The organism is Caulobacter flavus, from assembly GCF_003722335.1.
In the GTDB taxonomy this organism is placed as follows: domain Bacteria; phylum Pseudomonadota; class Alphaproteobacteria; order Caulobacterales; family Caulobacteraceae; genus Caulobacter; species Caulobacter flavus.
In genome coordinates, this window is the sequence record NZ_CP026100.1 from 4,276,575 (window position 1) to 4,297,127 (window position 20,553).

At 69.6% G+C, this 20,553-nt stretch carries 24 protein-coding genes and 1 pseudogene; 24 read left to right on the forward strand and 1 reads right to left on the reverse strand.

From position 1 onward, the window contains the following. Positions 1-78 precede the first annotated feature (78 nt). From C1707_RS19365 to C1707_RS19475, 24 genes and pseudogenes are all read left to right on the forward strand, one after another. Positions 79-357: a helix-turn-helix transcriptional regulator gene (locus C1707_RS19365; protein WP_101712458.1), complete on the forward strand. Its 279-nt coding sequence runs from the start codon at positions 79-81 to the stop codon at positions 355-357. Beyond that, positions 354-1,364 carry a replication initiator protein A gene (locus C1707_RS19370; protein ID WP_101712459.1) on the forward strand — a complete coding sequence of 337 codons (1,011 nt, stop codon included), beginning with the start codon at positions 354-356 and terminating at the stop codon, positions 1,362-1,364. Before C1707_RS19365 ends, C1707_RS19370 begins: the two co-directional genes overlap by 4 nt. Beyond that, the gene (parA, locus tag C1707_RS19375; protein ID WP_101712460.1) at positions 1,361-1,999 is read left to right on the forward strand and encodes a ParA family partition ATPase; all 639 of its coding nucleotides are present in this window, start codon (positions 1,361-1,363) and stop codon (positions 1,997-1,999) included. The genes C1707_RS19370 and parA overlap by 4 nt, the downstream gene beginning before the upstream one ends. After that, positions 1,996-2,238 carry a hypothetical protein gene (locus C1707_RS19380; protein WP_101712461.1) on the forward strand — a complete coding sequence of 81 codons (243 nt, stop codon included), beginning with the start codon at positions 1,996-1,998 and terminating at the stop codon, positions 2,236-2,238. Before parA ends, C1707_RS19380 begins: the two co-directional genes overlap by 4 nt. Next, a complete protein-coding gene (locus C1707_RS19385; RefSeq protein WP_101712462.1) occupies positions 2,235-2,699 on the forward strand; it encodes a DUF2840 domain-containing protein in 465 nt (154 codons plus the stop codon). Before C1707_RS19380 ends, C1707_RS19385 begins: the two co-directional genes overlap by 4 nt. After that, entirely contained in the window at positions 2,696-3,223 is a 528-nt protein-coding gene (locus C1707_RS19390) for a S26 family signal peptidase (RefSeq protein WP_101712463.1), read from the forward strand. Before C1707_RS19385 ends, C1707_RS19390 begins: the two co-directional genes overlap by 4 nt. Then, on the forward strand, positions 3,178-3,873 hold the full coding sequence (locus C1707_RS19395; RefSeq protein WP_240633750.1) for a lytic transglycosylase domain-containing protein: 696 nt from the start codon (positions 3,178-3,180) through the stop codon (positions 3,871-3,873). The genes C1707_RS19390 and C1707_RS19395 overlap by 46 nt, the downstream gene beginning before the upstream one ends. A gap of 1,020 nt (positions 3,874-4,893) precedes the next feature. Further along, positions 4,894-5,073 (forward strand): annotated as a pseudogene (locus C1707_RS27230) (type VI secretion protein); the annotation flags it as partial. A gap of 122 nt (positions 5,074-5,195) precedes the next feature. After that, positions 5,196-5,873, forward strand: a complete 678-nt coding sequence (locus C1707_RS26820; RefSeq protein ID WP_276310635.1) for a DUF3363 domain-containing protein — start codon at positions 5,196-5,198, stop codon at positions 5,871-5,873. A gap of 82 nt (positions 5,874-5,955) precedes the next feature. After that, a complete protein-coding gene (locus C1707_RS19405) occupies positions 5,956-7,182 on the forward strand; it encodes a hypothetical protein (protein ID WP_101712465.1) in 1,227 nt (408 codons plus the stop codon). Between the two features lie 102 nt (positions 7,183-7,284). Further along, positions 7,285-9,276 carry a conjugal transfer protein TraG gene (locus C1707_RS19410; protein WP_101712466.1) on the forward strand — a complete coding sequence of 664 codons (1,992 nt, stop codon included), beginning with the start codon at positions 7,285-7,287 and terminating at the stop codon, positions 9,274-9,276. 3 nt (positions 9,277-9,279) lie between these two features. Further along, positions 9,280-9,702, forward strand: coding sequence for a CopG family transcriptional regulator (locus C1707_RS19415; RefSeq protein WP_101712467.1), 423 nt, complete (start codon positions 9,280-9,282; stop codon positions 9,700-9,702). A 41-nt stretch (positions 9,703-9,743) separates the two neighbouring features. Further along, the gene (locus C1707_RS19420; protein WP_101712468.1) at positions 9,744-10,160 is read left to right on the forward strand and encodes a thermonuclease family protein; all 417 of its coding nucleotides are present in this window, start codon (positions 9,744-9,746) and stop codon (positions 10,158-10,160) included. 187 nt (positions 10,161-10,347) lie between these two features. Then, positions 10,348-11,313, forward strand: coding sequence for a P-type conjugative transfer ATPase TrbB (trbB, locus tag C1707_RS19425; RefSeq protein WP_101712469.1), 966 nt, complete (start codon positions 10,348-10,350; stop codon positions 11,311-11,313). Continuing rightward, a complete protein-coding gene (locus C1707_RS19430; protein WP_101712470.1) occupies positions 11,310-11,672 on the forward strand; it encodes a TrbC/VirB2 family type IV secretion system protein in 363 nt (120 codons plus the stop codon). The genes trbB and C1707_RS19430 overlap by 4 nt, the downstream gene beginning before the upstream one ends. Further along, positions 11,669-11,944 carry a VirB3 family type IV secretion system protein gene (locus tag C1707_RS19435; protein WP_101712471.1) on the forward strand — a complete coding sequence of 92 codons (276 nt, stop codon included), beginning with the start codon at positions 11,669-11,671 and terminating at the stop codon, positions 11,942-11,944. Before C1707_RS19430 ends, C1707_RS19435 begins: the two co-directional genes overlap by 4 nt. An 8-nt stretch (positions 11,945-11,952) precedes the next feature. Beyond that, positions 11,953-14,370, forward strand: coding sequence for a conjugal transfer protein TrbE (trbE, locus tag C1707_RS19440; protein WP_101712472.1), 2,418 nt, complete (start codon positions 11,953-11,955; stop codon positions 14,368-14,370). Positions 14,371-14,372: 2 nt separating this feature from the next. Next, positions 14,373-15,113: a P-type conjugative transfer protein TrbJ gene (gene trbJ / locus C1707_RS19445; RefSeq protein ID WP_101712473.1), complete on the forward strand. Its 741-nt coding sequence runs from the start codon at positions 14,373-14,375 to the stop codon at positions 15,111-15,113. A 7-nt stretch (positions 15,114-15,120) separates the two neighbouring features. Next, positions 15,121-15,396 carry a putative entry exclusion protein TrbK-alt gene (gene trbK-alt / locus C1707_RS19450; RefSeq protein ID WP_205686791.1) on the forward strand — a complete coding sequence of 92 codons (276 nt, stop codon included), beginning with the start codon at positions 15,121-15,123 and terminating at the stop codon, positions 15,394-15,396. A 2-nt stretch (positions 15,397-15,398) separates the two neighbouring features. Next, a complete protein-coding gene (trbL, locus tag C1707_RS19455; protein ID WP_123170786.1) occupies positions 15,399-16,658 on the forward strand; it encodes a P-type conjugative transfer protein TrbL in 1,260 nt (419 codons plus the stop codon). Between the two features lie 5 nt (positions 16,659-16,663). Beyond that, complete coding sequence (gene trbF / locus C1707_RS19460; RefSeq protein ID WP_101715756.1) at positions 16,664-17,347, forward strand: conjugal transfer protein TrbF; 684 nt, start codon at positions 16,664-16,666, stop codon at positions 17,345-17,347. Then, the gene (trbG, locus tag C1707_RS19465; protein WP_101715598.1) at positions 17,344-18,216 is read left to right on the forward strand and encodes a P-type conjugative transfer protein TrbG; all 873 of its coding nucleotides are present in this window, start codon (positions 17,344-17,346) and stop codon (positions 18,214-18,216) included. The genes trbF and trbG overlap by 4 nt, the downstream gene beginning before the upstream one ends. Continuing rightward, positions 18,213-19,376 carry a TraB/TrbI/VirB10 family type IV secretion system protein gene (locus C1707_RS19470; protein ID WP_101715599.1) on the forward strand — a complete coding sequence of 388 codons (1,164 nt, stop codon included), beginning with the start codon at positions 18,213-18,215 and terminating at the stop codon, positions 19,374-19,376. The genes trbG and C1707_RS19470 overlap by 4 nt, the downstream gene beginning before the upstream one ends. Next, entirely contained in the window at positions 19,373-19,588 is a 216-nt protein-coding gene (locus C1707_RS19475; protein WP_101715600.1) for a DUF2274 domain-containing protein, read from the forward strand. The genes C1707_RS19470 and C1707_RS19475 overlap by 4 nt, the downstream gene beginning before the upstream one ends. Here C1707_RS19475 and C1707_RS19480 read toward each other — a convergent pair. Then, positions 19,583-20,473 (reverse strand): LysR family transcriptional regulator, encoded by an 891-nt coding sequence (locus C1707_RS19480; RefSeq protein WP_164467410.1) that lies wholly within the window; start codon positions 20,471-20,473, stop codon positions 19,583-19,585. The genes C1707_RS19475 and C1707_RS19480 overlap by 6 nt on opposite strands. Between the last annotated feature and the right edge of the window lie 80 nt (positions 20,474-20,553).

Consider the following 20,553-nt stretch of genomic DNA (forward strand, 5'->3'; position numbering starts at 1 on the left):
CGCCCCTCGACGACCAGCGTCCGACCCGAACCGCAGCACGCCCTCCCTGGCCCGCTGCAGCCCATCGGGATCCATTGCATGTCGCCGTCACGAACGCCCGCGCCCGCCCTGTCTGCTCCGCGTACGCCGCTGCGCTTCCTGCGCACCCAGGACGCCGCGCGGTACCTGGGCCTGTCATTCCGGACGTTGGAGAAGCACCGGACCTACGGGACCGGTCCGGCCTTTCGCAAGCTGGGCGGTCGCGTTGTCTACGCCATCGATGACCTGGACGCCTGGACCGATCGCGGCCTGAAGGTCTCCACCCGCCAGGCCCTGGCCAATCCGATCGCTCCGGCTCAGCCCAAGGCCCAAGCATGAGCGCGCGTGACACCACCGACGACACTCTGGCGCCGCTGATCGTCGCCGGGGGCGCGCGGCCTCGCGACCAGCGCGACCTGATGGAGCGCCCGTTCTTCTCCCTGGCCAAGTCCCGCCGCGTGGCGCCGATCCGCTATCAGGCCGGCGAGGTGGAGGTCTGGGTCCAAGGCCTGCCCGACTTCGGCATGGCCACGATCTGGGACGCCGACGTACTGATCTGGGCCGGCTCCCAGATCGTCGAGGCCGCCGACCGCGGCCTGGCGACCTCACGCCGCCTTCGCTTTTTGCCCTACCAGCTGCTCACCGCGACGGGCCGCGCCACCGGCGCCACCGAATACCGACTCCTGAAGGCCGCCCTACGCCGCCTGCAGTCGACCGTGATCGCCACCACCCTGCGCAATGGCGAGCATTGGCGTCGCCACCAGTTCTCCTGGATCAACGAGTGGACCGAGCTCTCAGGACCCGGCGGTCGCAGCCTGGGCTTGGAGATCGTGCTGCCCGATTGGTTCTATCGCGGCGTCCTGGACCGCGCGCTCGTGCTCTCCATCGATCCGGCCTACTTCCAGCTCACCGGCGGGATCGAGCGCTGGCTCTATCGCGTCGCGCGCAAGCACGCAGGCCGTCAGCCAGGCGGATGGCGCTTTGAGATAGCCCATCTGCACGCCAAGTCCGGGAGCCTGGCGCGTCAGAGCGACTTTGCCCTGGATCTGCGCCGGCTCGTCGCTCGCCAATCCCTGCCCGGCTATCGCCTGCTGCTGTCGCGCGAGGCTCGCCGCGAAATCCTGCACATCCTGCCGCTCGTCTCGACGATCGAGCTGGCCGCGCCTGTGGACGGCCTCGTGACATCGGGCGCATCGCCCCTCGTGACATCAGGCGTGAACGCCTCGGGAGATCAGGCGCAACACGCCCAGCTAACCCTATGGCCCGACGGCGAAATCGCCGCCCCTAACTTTGACTCTAACCAGGAGTCTAACCTTAAGAGGCCGCCGTTGCGGTCGCGCCGATGATCATCGCCCTGGTCAACCAGAAGGGCGGCGTCGGCAAAACGACCCTGGCCCTGCACCTAGCCGGCGCCTGGGCCAAACGCGGTCGCCGCGTCGTGCTCGTCGACGCCGATCCCCAAGGCTCGGCCCTCGACTGGTCGGCCCTGCGCGCCGACCACGGCCTGGAGCGGCGCTTTGGCGTCATCGGGCTGGCCCGCGAAACCCTGCATCGCGAACTGCCAGAGCTCGCCCAGGACCGGGACATCGTGCTCATCGACGCACCGCCCAGGGTCGCGCCGCTGATGCGCTCGGCCCTGCTGGCCGCCGATCTTGCCCTCATTCCGGTACAGCCCTCGCCGTTCGACGGCTGGGCGTCCGACGAGATGCTGCGCCTCGTCGCCGATGCGCGCGATTTTCGCCCGTCGCTGCGCGCCCGGTTCGTGCTCAACCGCTGCGGCGCGCGCACGGTCATCGCGCGCGACGTCGCCGCCGCCCTGGCCAGGAGCCAGCCGCCCGCCCTGCCCGTCCAGGTGGGCCAGCGCGTGATCTTCGCCGACGCCGCGCGACAGGGGCGGCTCGTCGATGAACAGGCCGGCGGCGCCAAGGCCTGGCGCGAAGTCCTCGCCCTGGCCGACGCCATCGAGGGCATGGCGCCATGAGCCGCGAGCGCCCGACCACCGGCGGTTTCGCCGCTCGGCCCAGCGCCGCCGACCGCTGGGTCAAAAGCGCCGCGCCCCCGCCGGCAAAGCCTTACAGCGCCCGCCTGACCGTCGACATCACCCCGGCCCTGCGGGCGCGCATCAAGATCATCGCCATCGAGCGGGGCCTCACCCTCTCGGACATGGTCCGCGACCTGCTCGAAGCGACCTATGGCCTGGCCGAGAGCACGGCGCCATGAGCGCCCACACCCAGGTCGACCTCCTCTGGATCGAGGGGCTGATCCAGCATTGGCTGCGGTTTGGTCATCCGGTCGATGAGATCCTGATCGATCGTCGCCGACGCACTGTTGCGTTCGCCCCGGGCGCAGTCTTCGCCTTCGTGCGCTGGGCCGCCAACGACTACGGCACGGTAATCTCCCGCCTGGATATCCTGCGCGCCGTGACGCCTGGCGAGCCCTACCAGACCCTCGCCCATGTCCGGCCCGGCGGTGAAAGCCTCCTGAGGCTGGCGGGTTGGTCGCTCGTCGAGCAAGCCCTTGGCCACATCGGCCAGATCGAGGCGGCGGGCGTGACGCCGACCGCCGTCGATCCCGACCACTGGCGTCACCTCAACAACCGTCTCCTCGCCCGCCAAACGCCCCGTCCCTACGACCGGGCGCGTCATCGGGCGTGGCTGCAACGCCGTCGACTCGCTCCATGAAACGCCACCTCATTCCGCTCGCCCTGGGTCTGACGGCCTGCGCGGCGCTGACGCGCGCCTCGGCCCCCAGCTTGATCTGGAACACGACCGCCAGCGCCCCGATCGGCCTCTACCGGGTCCTGTCCCCACGGCCGATGCGCCGCGGCGATCTCGTCGCCATCGCGCCGCCGCCGGCTCTGGCCAACGCTCTTGCCCGGCGTGGTGTCCTGCCGCTGGGCGTGCCCCTGATCAAGCCCGTCGCCGGTCTGCCCGGCGACCTGGTTTGCCGCCACCGCCGCACCATCACCGTCGCTGGCCGCACGCTGGCGAGCGCGCGCCTGCGCGACAGCCACGGTCGTCCTCTGCCGGCCTGGAGCGGTTGTCGCCTGATCGGTGACGACGAGCTTTTCCTGCTCAACGCCGCGCGCGACGACAGCTTCGATGGGCGCTACTTCGGCCCCATCTCGGCTCAAGGCCTGCTGGGGCCGGTCGCCCCGCTGTGGACGCGATCGTCTCCATCGGCAGCGCCGGAGACAGCCCGGTGAAAGCCGCGGCCCAGGGCCCCTGCGTCCGCCGACTGGCCGCCGTGGTTTTGGCAGTCGGGCTGCTGTCGGCCGGCGGCTCGGCGGCGTCAGGCCGCCCCGCCGCCAACCGGATCGACGCCGCCGTCCGTGAAGCCGAGACACGGTTTGGCCTACCGCGCGAATGGCTCCTGGCCGTCATCGCCGCCGAGAGCGCGGGCGATCCCAAGGCCGTGTCCTCAGCCGGCGCCATGGGACTGATGCAGGTCATGCCCGGCACATGGCGCGATCTGCGCCATGTCCATGGCTTGGGTGCTGATCCCTTCGATGTGCGCGACAACATCCTGGCCGGCGCGGCCTACCTTCGAGCGCTGCATGACCGATACGGAGCGCCGGGCTTTCTGGCTGCCTACAATGCCGGTCCTGGTCGCTACGAGGCGTTCCGAGATCAGTCCCGCCCCCTCCCGGCCGAAACGCGTCTCTACGTCGCCAAGCTCACCGCCAGACTAACCCTACCCATGCTCCCCGACGCGACGCCGACGCGGCCTGCCCCACTGCTTGACTGGCGCCGCGCCTCGCTCTTTCCGGCCGCTCCCGGATCCGACGCACCAGCGCTCGACACCCTGTTTCCGATCGCTCGCGACACCACAGCGCCCGCAGGCGGCCTCCCATGAGCGCCGCGCCACACGTGTCGGGCCAACTGGGATCTGGGAGGAGCTCAGCAGTGTGCCCGGAGATCATCACCAGGAGCCACCGGGGCGTTCAATGGGGTGGACGGCAAGATAAAAGCCGCGACGGCGCGCAGGTCGCGCGGCCTTGCGGGACAATGGGTTGCTGCGCCAGCCGCGCGGCGGCGGGGATGGCGCATTTCGCCATTAGCCAAATGATTTCAATCCTCAAAGCGCCAGCTCTCATCTTGGCAGGGCGCATGAGCCGTGGCTGACCAGGACGACGACTTCCAGGTTCGTCCCGGGCGGATCGGGGCTGACCACCGCGCCGCGCGCAAGGCTCAGAGGTTCGTGGCGCAGGTCTCCCAGGCCGTGCAGGCCGCTGGCGGACGCGGCCGTATGCGGCGCTCGGCGAACACCAGCGGGGGCCGGGGGCGCGGACGGGCCTGGCGCTTAGCGGCGCTGACCACGTCCGCTCGCCGCGTCGTGATCAAAGCTCGGGTCGTCCGCCAGTTTGGGACCCGCTTTCGCGCCGCGGGCCTGGCGCGTCACCTGCGCTACCTGCAACGCGAGGGCGTCACCAAGAGCGGCGATCCGGCCAGAATGTTCGACGCCGTGGGAGACGAAGCCGACGGCGCCGGATTCGCCAAACGCTGCGAGGATGACCGCCACCATTTTCGCTTCATCGTGTCGCCCGAAGACGCCTGCGAGATGGCCGATCTGCGAGCCTTCACCCGCGAGCTGATGGATCAGGCCGCCGAGGATCTTGGCGTCCGCCTCGACTGGGTCGCTGTCGACCACTGGAACACCGACAACCCCCACGTCCATGTTCTGCTTCGCGGGGTGTCGGATGACGGCGCCGATCTCGTCATCGACAAAGCCTATATCAGCCGCGGCCTGCGCGAGCGCGCCGAGCGCTTGGTCGAGCTCGAGCTGGGTCCGCGCCGGGCCGAAGAGGTCGAGCGGGCTTTGCTGCGCGAGGTTTCGGCCGAACGCCTCACCCCTCTGGACAAGGCCCTGCGCGGCATGGCCAGCGAACCAGACGCAGTGGTCGACTTGCGACCAGGCGATCCCGCCATCGGCGAGGATCTCCGCTCCGCCCTCGTGGGACGGCTGTCCAAGCTCGCGGACCTTGGACTTGCGGCCTGCAGGACCCCAGGGGTCTGGACCCTGGCGCCCGACCTGGAGCCAACCTTGCGCGACTTGGCCGTTCGCGGCGACCTCATCAAGACCCTGCACCAGGCCATGGCGCGCGAGGGTCGCGAAGTCTCCCCGAGCGCCTGGTTCTTTCCGCCGAACGCCCGTCCCACGAGGTCACCGGCCGCTTGGTGGAGCGCGGCCTCCACGATGAACTTCAGGGCAGCGCCTATGCCGTGGTCGACGGCCTGGACGGACGCCTTCATCACCTGCGTTTCGAGACTCTGGAAGCGACGGGCGACGCCGCGCCCGGCGCGGTGGTGGCCCTGCGCACCTGGACCGAGCCCTCAGGCCGGACGCGCCATGGGCTGACGACCCATTCGGACCTGCCGCTGGCGGCGCAAATCCAGGCCCACGGCGCCACCTGGCTTGATCGGCAGTTGGTGGCGCGTGAACCGGCTGCGCGCGCTGACGGATTTGGCGCCGAAGTCACGAGCGCTCTGAGCGCCCGCCAGGCGGTGCTTGTCGAGCGCGGCCACGCTTCCCTGGCCGGCGGCTCCCCGCGCCCCGTCGCCGGGCTCCTGGAAACCCTGCGCGAGGGTGAGCTGACCAGGACCCGACAAGCCCTGGCGTTGGAGACTGGTCAGACCCCAAGGCTTCCCCAGGAGGGCGACACGGTCGCGGGGGTCTATCGGCGACGGCTGGATCTGGCGTCAGGGCGGTTCGCCATGATCGACGATGGTCTCGGTTTTTCCCTCGTGCCCTGGCGGCCAAGCCTGGAGCGCCATCGCGGCCAGACCGTCTCCGGCGCCGTCGTCGGCGGCGGCGTCGACTGGTCGCTCGGCCGCGCCAGAGGGCCAAGCCTCTAGCTGGCCAATCACAACGCCAGGACGCACAACTCCCGTTAAGGTGCAGCTTGCAACAAGAGGGTCCATCATCACCGAGGCCCTCATGAGTCAAACCGTCGATCAGCTCCCCGCCAACCCCAACCTCGAGGCCGCCAAGGCCATGCTCGAGAGAGCCAACGCCCTCATCGACGCCGTGCCCAAGTGGTTGCGCGTCGCCGCAGGGGTGTTCTTCGGCCTGCTGGGTCCGACCTGGATGGTCAACGACTACCTCAAAGGTTTCGGACAACCGGGCCTGGGGGCCTTCGGCGACAACCTGATCATCGGTATCCTCCAGGCGGCCGGCCTCGTCTTCGCGCTTCTGGTGGCCCTGATCGGCATGATCCTGGCGGCCCCGCTGTTCACGCGGTTCTTCTTCGCCCACCAAGCCAAGGGCCTGGGCTTTGCCGATCACGTCAACAGTCCGATGCTCGGCGCGGCCAAGACGGCGTCGACGAATGACTTCACGCCCCGGCCCGTGCTGGCCTACTTCGCCGCCAACGCCTCGCTGGTCGCCCTGGCCGTCATTCAGGGGCTCCAGCCCTACGTCAAATGGCTGCAGCATCCGCCCTTTTGGTTGGCGCCCTCGCTACTGACCCTCAGCCCGCTCGGCGCTCTGCTGATGGTCCTGCTTACGATCAAGCCGGCAAACCGGAGCAGTTGGGCCTCGGGCGCCGCCATGGCCATCGGCTTTGCTTTCGCCATGTCGGCCTGGTCGTGGGTTTCGTCGGTCGACACCCTGCTGACGCCGAACTTCTCGTCGGACGGCGCGACAGACCCAAACCGGCCGGCGTTCATTCTGCTCGTCGCGTGCGGGGTTCACTTCGCCCTAAGCGCGGCCAGCCACAACCGCCGCGCCACAGTCGTGATGATCATTCTGGCGATCCTGTCGACCCTGGCTTTCACGCCGGGCTCCCAGATGCTGATCTTCAACGCCCTGCGCGCCAGCAACGCCGGCGGCGGGGTTGTCGACTACTATCCTGACCCCGCGCGCAAAACCCTGGGCGGACCGCTGAAGTCGGCATGTCTGATCCTGACGGCGGGCGAGTACCGCATCGTTCGCCTGACCGACGATCCCGAAGACTGTAGCGCCGTGCGCATGCGCTTCTTCTACAGCCAGCTGCGCCACGCGCCCAACGAAGCGGTCCGCCGTCAGCGCGCCTGCGGCGTGATGCCGATCCGTCGTGATGCTTTCGCCGGCGCGCTGAGCCTGCCCGCCGAAAACGGCAAGACCCCCGACGCGACCGCCCAAACCCTCGTGGGCTGCCCGCCAGTCATCCCCAAAACCCGCTAGCGACCTGTCGTTGCGCGCCAGGACCAGCGCGCCTTTTTTTCCTTCTTGCTCCGCCACTTGGACGGAAAACTTTGAGGGCTCCCCAAACCCCGGGAGCCCTCAATGTCCGCCACCCGGATCCTCTGGGGCCAGGTTCTCCTCGTTGGCCTGATCGTCCTGATCGCCGTGTGGTCGGCGACCCAATGGACCGCCGCCCAACTGGCCTACCAGGAGCCGCTGGGACCACCCTGGTTCATCTGGCGCGGCCACCGGGTCTACGCCCCGCCCGCCTTCTTCTGGTGGTGGTTCGTCTATGACGCCTACGCGCCGGGCGTCTTCCTGCGCGGCGCGGCAGTGGCTGCGTCGGGCGGCCTTCTTGCAGCCGCAGCGGCCATCACCATGGCCGTTTGGCGCGCCCGCGAAAGCGCCAATGTCGACACCTACGGCACCGCGCGTTGGGCCACGACGCGCGAGGCCAAGGCCGCTGGCCTGCTCGGCGAGACCGGCGTGGTCCTGGGCCAGCTCGGCGAGGCCTATCTGCGCCACGACGGCCCCGAGCATTGCCTGTGCTTTGCCCCGACCCGATCGGGCAAGGGCGTGGGCCTGGTGCTGCCCACCCTTCTGACCTGGCCCGGCTCGGCCATCGTCCACGACATCAAGGGCGAGAACTGGCAGCTCACCAGCGGCTTTCGCGCCCGCCATGGCCGGGTCCTGCTTTTTGATCCGACCAACCGGGCTTCAGCTGCCTACAACCCCTTGCTGGAGGTGCGGCGCGGCGAGTGGGAAGTCCGCGACGTCCAGAACATCGCCGACATCCTGGTCGATCCGGAAGGATCGCTCGAGAAGCGCAACCACTGGGAAAAAACCAGCCACGCCCTTCTGGTCGGCGCGATCCTCCACGTGCTGTACGCCGAACGCGACAAGACCCTCGCGGGCGTGGCCGCGTTCCTGTCCGATCCCGAACGCCCGATCCTGGCGACCCTACGGGTGATGATGCGCACCCGCCACCTCGGCGAGGCCGGGGTCCATCCGGTCGTCGCGTCCGTGGCCCGCGAGCTGCGCGACAAGTCCGACAACGAGCGCTCGGGCGTGCTCTCGACGGCCATGACCTTCCTCAACCTCTACCGCGATCCGGTGGTGGCTCAGGTGACCGGCCAGTGTGACTGGCGCATCGCCGATCTGGTCGAAGGCCCCCGCCCCACCACGCTGTACCTCGTCGTCCCGCCGTCCGACATCAGCCGCACCAAGCCGCTGATCCGTCTGATGCTCAACCAGATCGGCCGGCGGCTGACCGAGACCCTCGGCCCGATCGGCCAGCGCCACCGATTGCTCCTGATGCTGGACGAGTTTCCAGCCCTGGGGCGGCTCGACTTCTTCGAGAGCGCTCTGGCGTTCATGGCCGGCTACGGCCTCAAATCGGTGCTGATCGCCCAGTCGCTGAACCAGATCGAGAAGGCGTACGGGTCCTTCAACTCCATTCTCGACAACTGCCACGTCCGGGTCAGCTTCGCCACGAACGACGAGCGGACCGCCAAGCGGGTGTCCGACGCCCTGGGCGTGGCCACCGAGCTTCGCGCGATGCGCAACTACGCCGGCCACAGGCTTTCGCCATGGCTGGGCCACCTGATGGTTTCGCGCCAGGAGACGGCGCGCCAGCTCCTCACCCCAGGCGAAGTGATGCAACTGCCAGCCGACGAGGAAATCGTGATGGTGTCGGGCGCGCCGCCCATCCGCGCCCGCAAGGTCCGCTACTACCAGGACGCCCGACTGCGCCGGCGCGTTCTGACCCCGCCGCAGCCCGCATCGCTGAAGAGGCCCGCGCCGGGTCCGGACGACTGGACGGGACTGACCGTCCCCGCCGCTCCCTCGCCAGCGCCGTCCGCGGCCGGCTATCGGCACGACGACGACGACGACGAAGGCGGCGGACCTCGCCGCGAGCCGGGCTTGCCTGAGCACGAGGACATCACCGCGCCCCCAACCGTGCAGGACGAATTCGCGTTCGACGATGCGGATCTCGACGCAGGCCAGATCGCCCGCCGACTGGCGCTTCAGCGACGCATGGGCGCGGTGGCTCGCCAAGCCAGCCTGGACCCGGACGATGGCGTGGAGCTCTGACCGATGCGACGCAAACACACCTTTCGGCTCGAACCGACCCTGGCCGGCCAGCTGGCCGACTATGCCCGCCGCAAGCGCGTTCCCCAGGCCCTCGTCGTCGAGACGGCCCTAGCCTCCCACCTGTCGCCCGACAGTCCCGAGCGCCTGGAAGCAGCCCTGTCGCGGCGCCTGGATCGCCTCAGCCGCCAGATGGAGCGTCTCGAGCGCAACATCGAGATCGCCAACGAAGCCCATGCGCTCTTTGTCCGCTTCTGGCTGACGGCGACGCCGGCCATGCCTGACACCGCCCAGGCCGCAGCCCAGGCCAAGGGCCGCGAACGCTACGCCGCTTTCGTGCGCGCCCTGGGACGCCGGATCGCGGCGGGCCAAAGCCTGGCCTTCGAGCTTAGCCAGGACCACGACGGGCAAGACGGCGAGGCTGACTGAAAGGGTCTGGCCGGCCGCCCGAAGCAGTCTAGAGCACACCCATGCTTCTGACCGCCGCTGCGGCCGCCGCCGCGACCTTGATCGCCTGCAACGCTCCGCCCGTCCACGACGGCGACACCCTGCGATGCGCAGGCGAGCGTGTGCGATTGTTCGGCGTCGACGCGCCCGAGCTGCGACGCGGAAAGACGCCGGCGCAGCCGTTCTCCAACGAAGCGCGGCTGGAGCTGGAACGGCTGACACGCGGTCGTGTGGCGTGCCGCTTCGTCGATCGCGACCGCTACGGTCGCTTCGTGGGCACGTGCTGGTCGAACGCCAGTCCCGACGTCAACGCCGCCATGATCCGCTCGGGCTTCACCACCGAGTACCGCCGCTACAGCAAGGGCCAATACGCCAAGGCCGAGGCGGAAGCCAAAACCGCCCGTCGCGGCGTCTGGGCGTCCGGCGCGCCCGCCCGCTAACCCCGCCGAAATCTACGCTCCAGCGCTCGTTTCGCACGTCGCGCACCGACGTGAGCCCGCGCCTGCCTGCCGTTGCCCTCCAGGGCCCGCGAGCCAAATTCACCTGTTGTTTCCGCCAATTCCGGGCGCTTCTTAATCAGCCTCGTTCGCCGTCCCTAGAAGACCGGCGCGATCGAATGAGGCCCTCATGTCCGCTCAGCTCGCCACCGCCGAAAGCCTCGATCGAGGCGCGCGGATGCTGCGAACGGCCATGGGCTGCGAGCTCGCCGGCTGGCTGGCCGATCCCGACATCAGCGAGGTCATGCTCAACGCCGATGGGCGTTTGTGGATCGACCGGCTGAGCACCGGCCTGGCCGACACCGATCGGCGAATGTCGGCGGCCGACGGCGAACGCGTCATTCGCCTGGTGGCCCACCAAGTCGGCGCCGAGGTCCACGCCGAACGGCCGCGCCTGTCGGCCGAGCTGCCGCAGACGGGCGAACGGTTCGAGGGCCTGGTCCCGCCGCTGGTCGCCGCACCGGCCTTCGCCATTCGCAAGCCCGCCCGCGCGATCGTCCCCCTCCAGGCCTACGTCGCCGATGGCGTCATCAAGCCCGATCAGGCCGCGCGCCTTCGCAAGGCCGTGCGCGATCGCAAAAACATCCTGGTCGTTGGCCCCACCTCGAGCGGCAAGACGACCCTCACCAACGCCCTGCTCGCCGAAGTCCCGGCCGACGAGCGCCTCGTCCTGGCCGAGGACCTGCGCGAGCTGCAGTGCTCGGTCCCCAACCATATCGGGCTGCGCACCCAGGTCGGCGTCGCCAGCCTCACCGACCTCGTCCGGAGCGCCCTGCGCCTGCGCCCCGACCGCATCATCGTCGGCGAGGTCCGCGGCGGCGAAGCGCTCGACCTCGTCAAGGCCTGGGGAACGGGCCATCCGGGAGGGCTGGGCACACTCCACGCCGGCTCCGCGCTCGGCGCCCTGCACCGTCTCGAACAGCTGATCCAGGAAGTCGTCGTCACACCGCCGCGCGCCCTGATCGCCGAGACCATCGAGCTGATCGCCGTCTTGAGCGGCCGCGGCCAAGCCCGCCGCCTCACCGAGCTCACCGCCGTCGCTGGGCTCGGCCCCGCCGGCGACTACCGCCTCGTTCCGATGGGAGACCTGCCATGAGCCAAGCTCGCGCCATCGCTGCGCGCCGTCACGTCTTGAGCGCTTTCACGCTCGATCGCCTCGGCCTGCTGACCCTCACCGCCATCGCCGCGCTTCACGCAATCCCGGCGCAGGCGGCCGGCTCCTCCATGCCCTGGGAGGCGCCGCTGCAGTCGATCCTGGAGTCGATCGAAGGACCGGTCGCCAAGATCATCGCAGTGATCGTGATCATCAGCACCGGACTGGCGCTGGCCTTCGGCGAGACCTCCGGCGGCTTTCGCCGGCTCATCCAGATCGTGTTCGGCCTGAGCATCGCCTTCGCGGCCAGCTCGTTCTTCCTGTCGTTCTTCAGCTTCGGTGGCGGAGCGCTCGTCGCGTGACCCGTCCCGACGCCCCCCTGCCGGCGGACTACTACGCCCCTGTCCACCGCGCGCTGATCGAGCCCATCCTGCTGGGCGGCGCGCCACGGACGATCGCCATCGCCAACGGCACCTTGGCGGCCGCGCTCGGGCTTGGCCTCCGGCTTTGGATCGTCGGCCTGCTGTTCTTCGCCCTTGGCCAGTTGCTGGCGGCCTGGGCCGCGCGCAGCGACCCGCAGGTCTTCGAAGTCGGCCGCCGGCATCTGCGCTACCCGCCCTACTTCCGGATCTAAGGCCGCCCATGCTCGCCCTCGGCGTCTATCGCGACACCCGTCCTCGCCTCAGCGACTACCTGCCCTGGGCCGCCCTTGTCGCCCCAGGCGTCGTACTCAACAAGGACGGCGCCCTTCAGCGGACCGCGGCGTTTCGCGGTCCTGATCTCGACAGCGCCACGCCCGCCGAGCTGACCGCCGTCACCGCCCGCCTGGGTGCAGCACTGCGTCGCCTGGGCAGCGGCTGGGCGATGTTCGTCGAGGCCCAACGCGCACCCGCCGTCGCCTATCCACAGAGCCGCTTTGACGATCCGGCCTCGGCGCTCGTCGATCTGGAACGCACCGAACAATTCAGCCAGACCGGCGCCCACTTCGAAAGCCGCTACTTCCTTACCCTGGCCTGGCTTCCTCCGGCCGAGGAGGCCCGTCGCGCCGAGGGCTGGCTGTTCGAGGGGCGCAAGGCGGTCGCGACCGATCCCTGGACCCAGACCAAGGCCTTCATCGTCGAGACTGACCGGCTGCTGCAGCTGCTCGACGGCTTCATGCCGCAATGCGCCTGGCTCGATGACGGCCAAACCCTCAGCTACCTCCACTCGACCGTCAGCACCGTCCGCCAGACCCTGGCGGTTCCCCACACCCCCATCCACCTGGACGCCCTGCTGGCCACCCAGCCGCTGGTCGGCGGGCTCGAACCCAGACTCGGCCGCGCCCATCTGCGAACCCTGACCCTGGTCGGGTTTCCAAGCGCCACCTTTCCCGGCGTGCTCGACGAGCTCAATCGGCTGGCCTTCGACTATCGCTGGACCACGCGCGCGGTGATGCTCGACAAGCTGGCCGCCGCCAAGGTGCTCGGGCGTATCCGTCGCCAGTGGTTCGCCAAGCGCAAGTCCGTCGCCGCCATCCTCAAGGAGGTGATGACCAACGAGGCCTCCGTCCTCGTCGACAACGACGCGGCCAACAAGGCCGCCGACGCCGACGCTGCCTTGCAAGACCTGGGCGCCGACATCGTCGGCCACGCCTACGTGACCGCCACCCTGACAGTCTGGGACGAGGATCCCGCTCGGGCGTCGGAGAAACTGCGCCAAGTCGAGAAGGTCGTTCGGGGTCGGGACTTCTCGACCATCGTCGAAACCCTCAACGCCGTGGAAGCCTGGCTGGGCTCCCTGCCCGGCCACGTCTACGCCAATGTCCGTCAGCCGCCGATCTCGACCCAGAACCTCGCCCACATCGTGCCGCTATCGGCGGTCTGGGCGGGCCCGGAGCGCAACGACCACCTCGACGGCCCGCCTCTGTTCTACGCGCGCACCGAAGGCGCGACGCCGTTTCGCCTGAGCCTGCACGTCGATGATGTGGCCCACACCCTGGTCGCCGGCCCGACTGGCGCGGGCAAGTCGGTGTTCCTGGCCTTCACGGCCCTGTCGTGGCGGCGCTACCCCAACAACCAGATCTTCGCCTTCGACCACGGCGCGTCCCTGCGCGCGGCCGGCTTGGCCATGGGCGGAGAGTGGCACGACCTTGGCGCAGAGGTCCCAGGCCGCACCGTGTCGCTACAGCCCTTGCGCCGCATCGACGAACCGGGCGAACGCGCCTGGGCGCTCGAATGGCTCGCCGCCGTGCTCGCTCGCGAAGGTGTCACGATCGATCCAGCCGCCAAGGCCCACCTGTGGTCGGCTCTGGAGTCCCTGGCCAGCGCGCCGCCCGTCGAGCGGACGCTCTCGGGTCTGGCCGCGCTCCTCCAGGCGCCGGCGCTCAAACAAGCCCTCGCGCCGTTCTGCCTGGGCGGTGCTCACGGGCGGCTCCTCGACGCCGACACCGAGAGCCTCGGGACCGCGTCGGTGCAGGTCTTCGAGACCGCGGGACTGCTCAAGACCAACGCCGCCCCCGCCGTGCTCGCCTACCTCTTTCACCGCATCGAGCATGCGCTCGACGGTCGCCCAACGCTCATCCTCATCGACGAAGGGTGGCTGATCCTCGAAGACCCGGTGTTCGCCGGCCAGCTGCGCGAGTGGATCAAGACCCTGCGCAAGAAGAACGGCGCGGTCGTCTTCGCCACCGAGGCCCTGCTGGACCTGGACGCCAGCCCCGTCGCCGCGACCATCCTCGACAGCTGCCCGACCCGGATCTTCCTTCCCAACGCGCGAGCCGCCGAGCCGCGCAGCCAGGCGATCTACCGCAAGTTCGGCCTCAATGACCGACAGATCGAGATCATCAGCCGCGCGGCGCCGCGTCGCGACTACTACTGCCAGTCGCGCCAAGGCCACCGCCTGTTCGACCTGGGCCTGGGCGAGATCGCCCTGGCCTTCTGCGCGGCCGCCTCCAAACCCGACCAGGCCCTGATCGACGCGATCGACGCCGCGCCCGGCGCGGCGTTCACCCGCGCCTGGCTTCTCGCCCGTGGCCTGCCCTGGGCCGCCGACCTTGTGTCTCACCTGCCCCTGGAGCCCTGACGATGGCTGGACCCACCCGCCGGCGACTGCTGCTCGCCGTGACCACCCTTGCCTGCCTGCCGCTGCCCCCCGCCGCAACGGCGCAGGTGACCGTTTTTGATCCCAGTAACTACGCCCAGAACGTTCTGACGGCCGCGCGCACTCTGCAGAGCATCAACAATCAGATTCAGGCGCTGCAGAACCAGGCCCAGGGCCTGATCAACGATGCGCGCAATCTGACAGGCCTGCCGTTCTCGTCGCTCTCTGCGCTCCAGGGCCAGCTCCAACGGACCCGCGCCCTCATCGGTCAGGCCCAGCGGTTGGCTTACGACGTCTCGGCCATCGAGGCGGCGTTCAAAGACCAGTTCGGCGCCGCCGCGCTCACGGCCACCGACCGTGACCTGGTGGGCCTGGCCCAGTCACGCTGGTCCACCAGCGTGGCGGCCTTTCAGGACGCCCTGAAGGTCCAGGCCGGCGTCGTGGGCAATCTCGACGGCGCCCGCGATCAGATGACCCAGCTCGTTCAGGCCAGCCAGTCGGCCGACGGCGCCTTGCAGGCGGCCCAGGCGGGCAACCAGCTGATGGCCCTGCAATCCCAGCAACTGGCCGACCTCCTGGCGCTGATGGCCGCCCAGGGGCGCGCCCAGAACCTCGATGCAGCCGCCCGCGCCGCCGCCCAGGATCAGGCCCGCGAGCAGATGCGGCGGTTTCTCACGCCCGGAACCGGCTACCAAGCGCCGCCCGTCACCCTCTTTTCGAAGTGAGAACGACGTGGACCCCGCCCTCGCCTTTCGGCTCGCCGCCGCCGGGTTCGTCGCCACCGCCGTGGTGGTCGCCGCCCTTGGCCAGCGCGCGAGCGCAGTGTCGCCCCCGCCGCCCGCCGACGCACCCGCCGCGACGCTCGCCGCCGTAGACCCCCACCAGGACGCCCTGCGCCATTGCCAGCGCCTAGGCGCGGCCGGCGCCGAGGATCCCGAATGCCTGGCCGCCTGGGCCCAGCAGCGGGACCGCTTCCTGGGCCGCCCCGCCCCGACGCAGGCCCGGTAGCCATGGAAGGGTCCGGCGTCATCGACCGCTTTCTTGGGGTCTTCGGAAGCTATATCGAGTCCGGCTTTGGCCTCCTCAGCGGCGAGGTGGCGTTTATCGCCACCAGCCTCATCGTCATCGACGTCACCCTGGCGGCGCTCTTCTGGAGCCTGGGCGAAGGCGACGACATTCTGGCCAAGCTGATACGCAAAACTCTCTTTGTCGGCGTCTTCGCCTATCTGATCAGCAACTGGAGCATGCTGGCCCGGGTGGTCTTCGAGAGCTTCGCCGGTCTTGGCCTCAAGGCGACGGGCGCGGCCTTCACCCAGGCTGACCTCCTGCGCCCTGGCCGCGTCGCGCAGGTCGGGATCGATGCAGGCCGACCTCTGCTGGAGTCGATCTCCGGCTTGATGGGGTACGTCGCCTTCTTCGAGAACTTCATTCAGATCGCCGTGCTGTTCATTGCCTGGCTGGTCGTCCTGCTGAGCTTCTTCATTCTGGCGATCCAGCTCTTCATCGTGCTGATCGAGTTCAAGCTCACCACCCTCTGTGGCTTCGTGCTCATTCCGTTTGGCCTGTTCGGCAAGACCGCCTTCCTGGCCGAACGCGTGCTGGGCAACGTCATGTCCTCGGGCGTCAAGGTGCTCGTCATCGCCGTGATCGTCGGGATCGGCTCGACCCTGTTTTCCAGCTTCACGCCGGTTCTGAACGAGCGCCAGCCAAACCTGGAAGAGGTCCTGGCCATCGTCCTGGCCGCCCTGACGCTCCTGGGCCTTGGCATCTTCGGTCCGGGCGTAGCCAGCGGCATCGTGTCGGGCGGTCCCCAGCTGGGCGCCGGCTCGGCCGTCGGCACGGGGCTGGCCGCGGGCGGCGCCATGGCCGCCGCCGCCGCCGCCGGCGGTCTGGTCGTCGGCGGCGCTGCGGGCGCGGCCGCTGGGCTGGCGCGCGGCGCGGCGGGCCTGGCCGGCGCGGCGACCGGTGCGGCCCAGACCGGCGGCGCCTTGGGCGTGGCCAAGGCGGCTGGTGGCGCGGCTATCAGCCCGCTGCGCGCCGCTGCTCAGGGCCTGAAGGCGCGGTTCGAGGCCGCGCGCCAGACCCAACACGGCGCACCGCCGTCACCGCCCGACCAGAGCGCATCCAGTCAAGCCCCGCCGGCCTGGGCCCAACGCATGCAGACCCGCCAGCATCTGTCGCATGGCGCAGCCACCGCCGCGAGCGCCGTCAATTCCGGCGACGCCGCCAGCGGCGCGGGCGGCTCCGTCGACCTATCGGAAGGATCGTGATCGCCATGTTCCGACGCGCACAAAGTCACTACGGGCGAACGCCAGAACCCGAAACGCCCTATCACCGCGCCCGTCAGGTCTGGGACGATCGCATCGGCGCCGTCGCCGTGGCCGGCCGACGCGTCTGGGCGTTGGCTCTCGCTGAGGGCGGCGTCATCGTGGCTCTCAGCTTGGCCCTGGTCTGGACGAATGCGCGCGGCTCGGTCGTGCCGTGGGTGGTGGAAGTCGATCGCTTCGGCGAGGCCCGCGCGGTCGGCCCCGCCATCGCCGATTTCCAGCCGACCGACGCCATGATCGCCGAGCGTCTGGAGCGCTTCGTCAAACAGGTGCGCTCGATCCCGGCCGATCCGGTGGTCCTGCGCAACGACCTGCTGACGGCCTACGACTTCGTCAGCCCAAACGGATCCAAGGCCCTGACGGCCTATGTCGGTGAAACCGCGCCCTTCGCGCAGGTCGGCAAAGCCCAGGTCGCGCTCGAGGTCTCCAGCGTGGTCCGCGCCTCGCCCACCAGCTTTCGCCTGGCCTGGACCGAGCGCCGCTACCAGGACGGCGCCCTGGTCACGACCGAGCGTTGGTCGGCCATCGTCACCCTGACCAAGCTGCCCAAGCCCACCCGCGACCGGCTCAAGAAGAACCCCCTCAACGTCGCGGTCGATGCGATCGACTGGTCCAAGGAGATGGCCTCATGAACGATGCTCTCGCCCTCGCCATGCTCATCTCGGCTACGATCGGTGGCTCGGCCCAGGCCGATGGGCCAGCGCCGCCACGCGTCGCCCCCCTCGCTGGCGGACCACCGCAAGAGACCCTGGTCAGCGCCGCCACGGCCGCTCGGGTGGAGCCCCGCTCCGACAGTTTTCTGGGCGCGATCCAACGCTACGCCTGGTCCGAAGGCGCTCTCTACCAAGTCTACGCCGCTCCCGGCCAAGTGACCGACATCGCCCTCGAACCAGGCGAACAGTTAGCCGGCGCAGGACCCGTCGCGGCGGGCGACACCAGCCGCTGGATCATCGGCCAATCCGAAAGCGGCGCGGGACCGACCCGCCGGGTGCATATCCTGGTCAAGCCCACCCAGACCGGGCTGGCCACGAACCTGCTGATCAACACCGATCGGCGAACCTACCGCCTGGAGCTTCGCACCGCGCCGCGCGGCTATATGGCCGGCGTCGAATGGCGCTATCCCGAAGATGCTCTGATCGCGCTTCGTGTCGATCCGGCGCCGCTCCGCACGGCTCCCCTCGCGACGGCGACGACCCCGTTTGATCCGGTCAGCCTGCGGTTCAGCTACCGGATCTCAGGGGCCAAGGTCGCCTGGCGTCCCAGCCTGGTGTTCGATGACGGCCGGCGCGTCTATGTCGCCCTCCCGCCGAGCGCAGTCCAAACCGCGCTGCCGCCGCTCTTCGTGCGAGGCCCCGAAGGCGGTGGAGAGCTCGTCAACTACCGGGTCCAGAGCGGCTACATGGTCGTCGATCGGCTGTTTGACGCCGCCGAACTGCGGATGGGCGGCAAGCGCAGCGCCAAGACCGTGCGGATCGAGCGGATCCAGGAGGCGTCGCGATGACGCCGGCCGACACCGAGGAGACCACCCCACCCGCCCAGGACGCGTTTCGCCTGCGCGGCTCGCCCCCACCAGTGGTCCGGCTCTCTCGCAAGGGCCTGGCGGTGCTCGGCGGGATCGGCGCGGCTGCGGTCGGGGCGGCCCTGACCTTTGCCCTGACGCCGCGACTGCATGTCCCCGCCCCCCAGGACCCGCCGCCGGCCTCGGACACTCGCCCGCCAGCCGAGGTTGTCACCGCAGCGCCCAAGGACTACGCCGCCGCGCCTAGGCTCGGCCCGCCGTTACCTGGTGATCTTGGACGGCCCATCGTGGCGGCCCAGGCCCGAGACGGCGTCCCCGTTCCAACGCCTGCGGCCGCCTCGACCGCACACGCGCCCACTCAGCCTTCGCCCGCCGCGCAGGCCCGCCAGACCGCTCTGACCAGCGCGATCCTGGCCGATGTCGGGAGAGGCAGCGCCAGTCCAGCCGCCACCGCCGCCCGGGACCAAGCACTCGATCCCACGCCGGAAGCCATGATCGCGTCCGCCACTCTGACCGCGACACCGGCCCCAGCCCCGGCGCAAGCGTCCGCCAAACTCACCGCCATGAGCTCCCCCTACACCCTGCTGGCCGGCTCGGTCATTCCCGCGGCCCTGATCACCGGGCTCAACAGCGATTTGCCTGGACAGGCCATCGCCCAGGTCACTGCCGACGTCCACGACACGGTGACGGGGCGCATCCGCCTCATCCCGGCGGGGGCGCGACTGATCGGCGCCTATGACGCCCAGGTCACGTTCGGCCAGCGCCGTATTCATGTCACCTGGACGCGCCTGGTGCTTCCCGACGGAGCCTCGATCGCCCTGACCCGCCAAACCGCCTCGGACCCGCAAGGCTTCGCGGGGCTCACCGACCAGGTCGACAGCCACTGGGGCGCAATCGCCCGAGCCGCCGGCCTGTCAACTCTGCTGGGCGTGGGAGCCGAGTTGGGCGCGGACGACGAGGGCGACATCGCCAGGGCTCTGCGACGCGGCATGCAGGACACGATCAACCAGGCCGGACAGCAGATCGTGCGCCGCCAACTCGACGTGCGCCCCACCTTGACCGTTCGCCCCGGCCACCCGGTGCGGCTCATCCTCTCTGAGGACCTGGTCCTCGATCCCGTCGCCAAGGAGTCAACGCCGTGAAGCTCAAACTCGCTGTCCTCGAAGATGACAGGCCCGTGCGTATCACGCTCGAGATCCCCGCCAGTCTGAACCGCGACCTGGCGGCCTATGCGGCAGTCCTGAGCAAGGAAACCGGTCAGGCCGCAGTCGAGCCGGCCAAGCTGGTGGCGCCCATGCTGCAACGCTTCATCGCCACGGATCGGGCCTTCACCAAGGCGCGCCGAAGTCTATGAGCGGCCAGGTGGATCGAGACGGGTCAGCAAGCGCAGAAACCGCGCCAGGACTGGCCGGTTGTTCCGGCTGGACCACAGCGCCATCACATCGATCGTTTCGTGCTCGAGTGGGATGGCCAGCACCTCCGGATGACTGGTCCCCACCAGGCAAGCAGGCAGGATCGTGAGCCCCTGCCCCCAAGCGACCAAGCTCACCAGCGTCGCTAGGCCGACCGCCTCACGACGGGTCTCCGCATGATCGCCTCGATATCCCCGCGCCTGCAGCGCATCTTCGACGGCGCCGGCGTGATCTCGCGCCAGGATCAATGGCGCGTCGGCCAGATCGGCCCACGCCAAGCTTTCGCATCCCGCCAGGACGTGGTCTCGACGCATCAGGACCATCAGCGGTTCGCGCCAAAGCCGATGGGCCTTGATGTGCCCCTGCGGCCGACCGCCGAACTCGCAGATCAGGTCGATCGCCTGAAGGTCCAGGGCTCGGCGCAGCTCGGCCGGCGAAGCCTCGGCCACCTGGACCATCAACGTGCCCGCCGCCTCGAACGCCCGGCGCAACCAATCGCCCAGACCGCCCTCGCCAACCGGCGCCGAAACGCCGATACGCAACCGGCTGGCCTCCGCCGCCCCCAGCTCTCGCGCCAAGCCCGCCGCGCCCTCCAGCTGATCCATCGCCGCACGGGCTTCGACGAGAAAGCGCTCGCCTATGGTCGTCAGCCGGACACCACATGCCGATCGCTCGAAAAGCGCCGCCCCCAGCTGATGCTCCAGGTCCCGGACCCGGCGGCTGACCGTGGACTGCTCGACATGCAAGGCCGCGGCCGCCTGTCGAAACGATCGATGCTCGGCGGCGCTGACGACGTAGCGCACCTGATGCAGCTTGATGCCGCGCAAGCGGTCTGGACCGCGCCACGCCAGCCCCCGTCCATCCAGATCTGTTTCGTACTGAGCAGGACCGAACATTGAGCCTGGCC